Genomic DNA, 8,135 nt, shown 5'->3' with positions numbered 1-8,135 from the left:
GCTCCCCTGCACCTCCACTCCCCTGTGTCACGAGCCATTGAACAATGTAAAAACTTGTCGGCAGAAATGTTTGAGCTTTTCTCCGACTTGAAGGGCGGGCTGACACTGACCCACCAGTTGCCAGTTATCAACGGTTGAGAGTCGCCACGCTTCTCCCTGATGATTAAATCCGGCAGCTTCCAAGCCAATTAACCGATGGGAGTTTTCCAACGGGTCTTTGTAAAACCGAATCTGCACTAAAATGCTGCGGCTTTGGAACTTTGGACTCCAGCCGGGAAAGTGAAAGCCGATATCAATCGAATCAGGATCGACTAACTCACGGGTGTCAGGGTCGTTTTTCCAAGGCTTGAGGTCTGCCCTGGCATCGGGAAACTCCGCTTTGAACAAGTTGACAATTGCGGCAATTTTAGCCGTCACTTCTAAGCCTGTTGCTTGTTCAGCCGCATTCATGATCAATCTCCTGGGGTTAAGTATTCTTAAAGAGATGCTTAACTATTTATTACAATCTAGAACCAATTTGCTGTATTCTTAGAACAGATTTTTACTTTATGTTGCCTTTTCTTAAGAATTAACCGTCAGCCTGTAAGCTGGCGCTGCGTCCCTGTGGGCAGCAGGCTCAAACAACAGTCGAGGTGCAGGAAAAACGGTGTCTATTAGCGAACAATCAATCGAAGTCGGCTCTCTCAAATGGTTCTATCGGGAAGCCAACCCCCTCAATCAAACTGACCAACTCCCTGTGCTGCTGCTTCATGGTCTGCCTTCCCAAAGTTATTCTTGGTCGCTGCTGATGCCAGATTTAGCTGAAAAGGGATTTAGAGCGATCGCACCGGACTGGATTGGTGCTGGCTTCTCGGCAAAACCCGACCAACGAAAGTTTGCTTATACTCCCGATGCCTTTATTAAAGCCCTGGCTCAGTTGCTCGAACATCTGCAAATTGAACGATTTCACCTAGTCGTCCAAGGATTTCTCGGTTCGGTTGGGCTACAATACGCCCTGCGTCACCCCGACCAAATCGAACGCCTCGCCATTCTCAATACTCCCATCTCCTCTGCTGCCCAGTTACCCTGGAAAATTCAGCAGTTGGGGCTACCGCTCATTGGTGATATGCTGACCCAAGACCCCCTTTTAGTTGACCGCACCCTAGAAGGAGGAAGCCGCTATCAAGTTTCAGACAAAGATTTAGATGTATACCGCCGCCCCTTTCTCAAAAGTTCTGATGCGGGGCGTAGTCTGCTGATGACGGTCAAAAACCTTCAGGTGCGGCAGTCAATGGCAGAAATTGAATCAGGGTTTCGTAATTGGACGAAGCCAATTCAGATTATTTGGGGTAGTAAAGACCCTTGGCTTCCCTTCATCCAGGCACAGGAGTTTGCCAAAGTTGTCCCCAATGTCGAACTAGTCGAGCTAGAAGAAGCCGGACATTATCCTCAAGACCATTGGTCAGGAAAAATCAGCGAAGACCTGCTAATGTTTCTGCGACGCAAAGCTTTGTAAGGATATGTGTTTTCTTTGCCCTTTTCCCTGGCATCTACTCAACCGTTAACTGTTATACTGCACATTATTCTGCTGAAACATTTCCTATGACCAGCTTAAGCATCTGCTAGTTTTACGATCCTGGTCATTCTGTCAGTAAAGAATTGCTTCGTAGTCTTAACTCGATCGAAACCTGAATATTGAGAGAGGTCAAAATGGATGGATTGCCAGCGAAGGGGAAGCAAGAAACTCCCGGTCTTACTATGCCTGACCTACTCGTGCTACCCGATTCCCAGCGATTGTTAATCAATTGGATGATGCGTCAAGGTGATTGTACTGTAAAAGAGATAGCTGCTCATACTCAGCAGAATGAAGAAGTCGTTCGCATTCTGCTGAATGAATTAATCGAAAAAGGCTTCGTAGAAGAGATAGCAGGGGAAGACAGTCCTTGCTATCGGGTTCGCATGGCACCCAAGCGCAAAAGCCAGTTATCTGAAAAGCTTCACCAAGCCTTGAATAGCGATGGGGTAGATTGAGTTCAGAGCAGACGTTTTCTAGAAGGATACTAACCGTTCTTAAACCGACGATTTAACTGAGATTTCCTAGATGAGTCGCGTTGCCATCATTGGGTGCGGGATTGTGGGAGCCGCCTGTGCCTACGAACTTAGTCGGGTGGGTGGGCTAACTATCACTGTCCTCGATCAACAGCTCCCCGCTCAGGGGTCAACGGGTGCCGCCCTAGGCGTTCTGATGGGTGCCATTAGTAAGAAAGTGAAGGGTAGGGCGTGGCAGTTGCGACAAGGGAGTATGCAACGCTATGAAACCCTGATTCCAGAATTAGAGGCAATGATTGGGTATCAAATTCCCTGCAATCGCCAAGGTATCTTGATGCTGCGTTTTCCTGGGGAAGATATAGCCTCTTGGCAGGAACTGGCAACTATTCGTGAGTCCCAAGGTTGGCACCTGGAAATCTGGGATGCACAGCAAGTGCAGTCTCGCTGTCCTCAAGTGAGTAACGAGCAAGTTATCGGCGCAATTTATTCTCCTCAAGACCGGCAAGTCGATCCCACTGCTCTCACTCAAGCACTAGTGGCAGCAGCACAAAAAAATGGTGTGGTATTCAACTTTGGTGTCAGCCTTGAAGGAGTGGAATTTGTTGCCTCAGATGAGCCAAATCTCCGGACTTGTCGCCACATTCACACGAATACTGGAACGCTAGAGATAGATTGGCTGGTGATTGCTGCCGGAGTGGGTTCCTCTGGACTGGTGAATTTTCTATCATCACCTGACCTTGAATCATTTCCAGTTATAATCATAAAACCTGTTTTAGGTCAAGCATTACAGTTGCGGCTGGAATGTCCAATAGGTCATCCCGATTTCCAACCTGTGATTACGGGTGACGATGTTCATATCGTACCAGTGGGTGAGGGAGACTACTGGGTGGGTGCAACGGTTGAGTTTCCCGACGAGTATGGTGAGGTAGTGGCAGAACCTGAATTACTGGAGCGAGTGAGACAAAAAGCGATCGCTTTTTGTCCAGCCTTAGCACAGGCTACCATTGTACGCACTTGGTCAGGCAAGCGTCCCCGTCCGGAGGGACGCCCTGCTCCTGTTATTGGTAAACTGCCAGGTTATAGTAATGTCTTGCTGGCTACAGGTCACTATCGCAATGGTGTATTTCTGGCACCTGCTACAGCTTTACAGATTCGGGAAGCAATTGTCCAGGTTTAAATCTGACTACAATATTAATCAATAGCCTTCTATCCCCTCTTAGAAGCAGCACCAACTTATTAGTGAAGAGAATATTTAATCAATGGCAACCACGCTTTTTGATGGACAAACAACATTCGAGCAACTGACATCCCTAGGACTCGGAGTACCTGGTAAACGATGGCTAGCCTACGGGCAAATTCCCATGCCCAGCCTCTTCTCCACTCCTCCAGTACCACTAGCGACAAATGCGGGAACCGCTACCCTCAATACCAATTTCCTTGGTGGAAATCCGGGATACGCAGGCTATACTAACTATAATCCCCTTACAGCCCTAAATCCCCCTTTTAGCTTACTTAACCCGAATTTTCCCATTTTAGATAATACTACTGGCTTTGCCCTCTCATTTAATGTTGCTGTCACTGCCGAGCAAAGCCAACCCAATCGAGCGGGTTTTAGTGTTACTTTAATTGACAATAACGGTCAAGGCATTGAACTTGGCTTTAAAGAAGAAGGCGATGTTGATCGCATCTTTGCTCAGTCAGCCAATTTCATTGAAGCTGAAGCAGGTAATACTAATATTAATGTTGCAACTAACTACATCCTTACTTTTATCGATGATACTTATAGCCTTTCGGCTGACGGTATTGAGATATTGACGGGTCAACAGCGGAACTATAACTTTAATCCAGCAACTAGTAGTCCACCTCTACCCTTTAATCCCTATATCTCTCCTAACTTTCTCTTCTTTGGTGACAATACTGACCAAGGTAACGCTACGTTTACCCTAGGAGAAATTTCTGTTAATACCTTTCCTGTCGCTGTTGATGACGCCTATACGACCAACGAGGATACGGCTCTCAATGTACCTATTATTACAGGGCTTTTAAGTAATGATAAGGAGGCTGATAGCGATGAGTTAACAGCTACGGTAGTCGATGAACCGACAAATGGGACTCTAACTCTAAACCCGGATGGCTCTTTCACCTACGCACCGATTGCAGATTTTAGCGGTATAGACAGCTTCACCTATCAAATTAATGACGGTACAGCCGACTCTCTTAACCCTGCCACCGTTGACATAACAGTGAATGCTGTGTAGTAGTCAGGTTATCTTCTCGGCAGGCGGCACCCTCACAGAATTTGAAGCCAACTCCTCGCGCCTTCTCGAAGCCTTCAAGAGTAACCGCCTTGGTTTCTATGTGATCAATGATGGTACCGCTCAAGGGGTACTCGCCAACAGTTCTGCCGAGGTTTTCCTTAGCACCGTGAGTAATTCGGGCTTCGACTTATCTGATGGTGAGCCACTAAATATTGAGTGGGTATCGGGGGATGCTAGTGTGAGCCTGAGTACGCAGATAACCACTAACTTCCTCACCCTCGGTAGCCGATTGCAAGGAACGATTGAAGTAATTGACTTGACGGAGATTACTGGCTCAATTGAGGCTGAGTTTGTTGTCAATAGTGAGGCAGCCTTTAAGAACGTCTTCGGCTTCTATGCTATTAGTGATGCTGAGGGCGGCATCGATATCGACGATGATGGGAATGCGGACTTATTTCCGGGGGATGAAAACTATGCTAAAGCGGCGGTGGAAAATCTAGTCATTAGCTTTAGCAATAGCGAAGCAATTTTCTTTGAGGAACTGCCAGGAGGAGTACTGCTAGCACCAGTGTTGATTGCTAATGGTACGCCAGAGGAATTCTTAGAGAAAAATGCCGATAATCTCAAACCCAACAATGTCAACCAACTCACTCAAGACCCCATCGCTTACTTTCCTTACTTAGGGGCAAACCCGGATGGGGCAGACCACATTCGATTGACGGGAGATAACTCCTTCGTTTACGAAGACTTGTACGGTGGTGGCGACAAAGACTTTAATGATGCCATCGTGAAGCTCAACTTTAGTTAACTCTTTGACACTACTCGCTCTGTAAATGTCGGGGTATGAGTATTTATTTTCTGAAAGTCCCACTAAGGCAAAGTAGCCACACTCAGACAGATACCACAAGTTATTAGCCTCAAGAGAGAATGGCGTACCTCTATCTGGGCTTGTTACCTTGGATAAGTAGAAGGGTCATACCATCCATCACCATTTAATTTGCCACTTTAGGCTACCCATTGAACTGGAGACGCTATTGGGTAAGCTTGGGGACTCGTGCGGACTGGAGATGCCGCATACCATTTAACCAGTCCCCCATTTCCTTGTCCTGCTAACGTTACAACTCAAGCTAGTCAATTCGTGCCATTCTTCCTTTCCACTCACATCTTGCACCATTGTCAGTAAACCCGAAAACCCGCCCAGAGTTAAAACTCCGGGCTAATAGCTTAAGTCCATTTCAATGGACTACAAGTCTTATCCAGTCGTCTTTAGACGACTGCCAGCTATGAGACAGTGGTTAAAACCACTGGCAGGTTGTTGCGACTGGTGCAAGATCTGAGTTTCCAGGGACTTTGTCGTTTGAAAAAGGTGACTTGGTATACGATGCTATGGGCGTTTCCCCACAACCCACTATGAAAAGTCCTCTGTTGTACTCCCCACTCTTGATGATAAGTACACCTCCACACCTAAGACTGCCATTTTTTACCCAAGAAAGATTAACCAACTCAGACCAAAAAATTGGAGAGTGCCTGTGGCTATTGTAATTTCTTTCATAAATCTTAAAGGAGGTGTGGGGAAGACAACAACGACAGTGGCAGTAGCTGAGATGCTAGCTGGCGTGTTCCACAGGAAAGTATTAGTTATTGACCTTGATCCTCAAACCAATGCCACCTTAATGCTGATTGGCGAAGAAAGATGGGAAGAACTCAACGAAAATCACTATACTTTAGCGCAACTGTTTCTTGATGCTATTGACCCGGAACATCGCAAATTCCATTTTTCTAAAACGCTGCAATATCAAGTGTCTAATGTCAAAGATTTAGAAAGTTTAGACTTACTCCCATCTAGTTTAGATTTGATTGATGTTCAAGATAGACTAGCAACAATTCCTGCGGGACGATTCTATGCTGCCAACCCCATTAACATTCTGCGCCGAGGAATTCGACCGATTATCAACCAATATGATTATATCCTCATCGACTGTCCGCCCAACCTCAGCATCGTTACCCTCAATGGGTTGCGAATTTCTCATGGTTATATCATCCCAACTATCCCCGATATCCTCTCAACCTACGGTATCCCCCAAATTACAAAAACAGTGAGCGACTTTGCAGACACGATCGCTGAACCCATCGAACCCCTAGGAATTGTCATCTCAAAGTACAATGCTGGTATGACTCTCCACGATCGCGTTATCAAGGATTTACGTCGCTATAGCAAAGATGCCCCTGTCTTTGAAACCCAAATTCCTCACAAGCAGCAAATAGCAGAAACTGTGGAATTTGACAATCCCAATAAGTTCTCTACTCTCAGGCAAAAATGGGGATATGCGGGTCAGTTTGAACAATATTTAAATCTTACAAAGGAAATCCGAATAGCGGTTAGCCAACTGCTAAGGGCGAAACATTCTGGTTCCTATCCCCAGACTTAAATTGCGTGTATCCCAATTGCATTTAAAGACTTGCCGTGAGATGTACTTTAACTTGGCAACAAGTTTTACAATACAATAATCTCCTTTGGTTTCTTAAATTCTAAGTCTGTAAGCGTTTCAAATCTTAACCATGTTTCCAACCCATCGTCCTCGACGCCTCCGCAAGACAACCCAGCTACGCCGGATGGTATGTGAAAATGTTGTAACCACCAGCGATCTCATTTACCCCCTCTTTGCCGTACCCGGTGAGGGGATTGCTCAGGAAATTAGATCCATGCCGGGAGTTTACCAGCTATCGGTAGACAAAATTGTTGAAGAAGCGAAAGAAGTCTACGAACTGGGCATCCCGTCTATTATTCTCTTTGGCATTCCCGAAGATAAAGATGTAGAAGCAACAGGGGCGTGGCATGATTGCGGCATCGTCCAGAAAGCCGCTACAGCCGTGAAAGAAGCGGTACCGGATTTGGTCATTATTGCTGATACTTGTTTGTGTGAATATACTAGTCACGGTCACTGCGGTTACTTAGAAGTAGGGGACTTAACAGGTCGCGTTCTGAACGACCCGACCCTAGAATTGCTCAAGAAAACAGCCGTATCTCAAGCTAAAGCGGGAGCAGATATCATTGCTCCCTCTGGGATGATGGATGGTTTTGTGCAGGCAATTCGCACCGGATTAGATGAGGCTGGATTTGAGGAAACGCCTATCTTGTCCTACGCTGCCAAGTACGCCTCGGCATACTACGGTCCCTTCCGAGATGCTGCCGACTCTGCGCCCCAATTTGGCGATCGCCGCACGTATCAAATGGACCCTGCCAACGCCCGCGAAGCGATCAAAGAAATTGAACTCGACATTGCTGAAGGTGCCGATATGCTCATGGTCAAACCAGCTCTGGCATATATGGATATCATCTGGCGTGTTAAGGAAGCCACTAACTTACCCGTTGCTGCCTACAACGTCTCCGGCGAATATTCCATGGTTAAAGCTGCTGCCCTTAATGGCTGGATTGATGAAGAGCGAGTGGTGATGGAGACATTGACAGGCTTCAAGCGAGCTGGTGCTGATTTGATTCTCACTTACCACGCTAAAGATGCTGCCCGTTGGCTGCAAGGGTAGAAATAATGTGTAAAAGGAGTTCAGAGTACAGAAGTTCAGGAGTTCAGAATTACCCCCGCCTCTAAGACTCAATTCGGATAAGCTTTTGGTTCTTTTGTATAGAGATATCGTCGTGACTGATAAATGCTCCTCAAAGTATAACCGTCAAGCGCTTTGAATAGTCAGCTTGATTGCTAGAACCCACATTCCGCACTTCAATATGTAGTATAACTGAAGTATGAGGGGCGATCGCTAAACGATCCAAATAATCAAGTAAAAGTACTCAGTTGACTAAGAGTTCGCGTCAGATTGACGCGAACTCGTTCT

The 8,135-nt window shown here is 46.4% G+C and carries 8 protein-coding genes; 7 read left to right on the top strand and 1 reads right to left on the bottom strand.

Translation table 11 applies throughout. From position 1 onward, the window contains the following. Positions 1 to 27 precede the first annotated feature (27 nt). Complete coding sequence (locus tag IQ257_RS28020; RefSeq protein WP_193933404.1) at positions 28 to 450, bottom strand: hypothetical protein; 423 nt, start codon at positions 448 to 450, stop codon at positions 28 to 30. A gap of 196 nt (positions 451 to 646) precedes the next feature. Between IQ257_RS28020 and IQ257_RS28015 the strand changes: the two genes are divergently transcribed. The 7 genes from IQ257_RS28015 to hemB all read left to right on the top strand — a co-directional run bounded on the left by IQ257_RS28015 (position 647) and on the right by hemB (position 7,829). Next, positions 647 to 1,495, top strand: coding sequence for an alpha/beta fold hydrolase (locus IQ257_RS28015; RefSeq protein WP_193881562.1), 849 nt, complete (start codon positions 647 to 649; stop codon positions 1,493 to 1,495). 194 nt (positions 1,496 to 1,689) lie between these two features. Continuing rightward, positions 1,690 to 2,010, top strand: coding sequence for a MarR family transcriptional regulator (locus IQ257_RS28010; RefSeq protein ID WP_193881565.1), 321 nt, complete (start codon positions 1,690 to 1,692; stop codon positions 2,008 to 2,010). A gap of 70 nt (positions 2,011 to 2,080) precedes the next feature. After that, a complete protein-coding gene (locus IQ257_RS28005) occupies positions 2,081 to 3,205 on the top strand; it encodes an NAD(P)/FAD-dependent oxidoreductase (RefSeq protein WP_193881568.1) in 1,125 nt (374 codons plus the stop codon). An 82-nt stretch (positions 3,206 to 3,287) separates the two neighbouring features. Further along, positions 3,288 to 4,286 (top strand): cadherin-like domain-containing protein, encoded by a 999-nt coding sequence (locus tag IQ257_RS28000; RefSeq protein ID WP_193881571.1) that lies wholly within the window; start codon positions 3,288 to 3,290, stop codon positions 4,284 to 4,286. After that, a complete protein-coding gene (locus IQ257_RS27995; protein ID WP_193881574.1) occupies positions 4,276 to 5,094 on the top strand; it encodes a DUF4114 domain-containing protein in 819 nt (272 codons plus the stop codon). Before IQ257_RS28000 ends, IQ257_RS27995 begins: the two co-directional genes overlap by 11 nt. 721 nt (positions 5,095 to 5,815) lie before the next feature. Further along, on the top strand, positions 5,816 to 6,715 hold the full coding sequence (locus IQ257_RS27990; protein ID WP_193881577.1) for a ParA family protein: 900 nt from the start codon (positions 5,816 to 5,818) through the stop codon (positions 6,713 to 6,715). Positions 6,716 to 6,845: 130 nt separating this feature from the next. Beyond that, positions 6,846 to 7,829 (top strand): porphobilinogen synthase, encoded by a 984-nt coding sequence (hemB, locus tag IQ257_RS27985; RefSeq protein WP_193881581.1) that lies wholly within the window; start codon positions 6,846 to 6,848, stop codon positions 7,827 to 7,829. The last annotated feature ends 306 nt before the right edge of the window (positions 7,830 to 8,135 follow it).

Origin of the sequence: Coleofasciculus sp. LEGE 07092, from assembly GCF_015207375.1 — a bacterium.
Taxonomy (GTDB): domain Bacteria; phylum Cyanobacteriota; class Cyanobacteriia; order Cyanobacteriales; family Coleofasciculaceae; genus LEGE-07092.
This window is presented reverse-complemented; position numbering and strand designations above follow the sequence as displayed.

Excerpts from the sequence above, each read along its gene's own strand:
- IQ257_RS28000 (WP_193881571.1), top strand. The coding sequence starts at position 3,288 with ATGGCAACCACGCTTTTTGATGGACAAACAACATTCGAGCAACTGACA.
- IQ257_RS28005 (WP_193881568.1), top strand. The coding sequence starts at position 2,081 with ATGAGTCGCGTTGCCATCATTGGGTGCGGGATTGTGGGAGCCGCCTGT.
- IQ257_RS28010 (WP_193881565.1), top strand. The coding sequence starts at position 1,690 with ATGGATGGATTGCCAGCGAAGGGGAAGCAAGAAACTCCCGGTCTTACT.
- IQ257_RS28020 (WP_193933404.1), bottom strand. The coding sequence starts at position 450 with ATGAATGCGGCTGAACAAGCAACAGGCTTAGAAGTGACGGCTAAAATT.
- IQ257_RS27995 (WP_193881574.1), top strand. The coding sequence starts at position 4,276 with ATGCTGTGTAGTAGTCAGGTTATCTTCTCGGCAGGCGGCACCCTCACA.
- hemB (WP_193881581.1), top strand. The coding sequence starts at position 6,846 with ATGTTTCCAACCCATCGTCCTCGACGCCTCCGCAAGACAACCCAGCTA.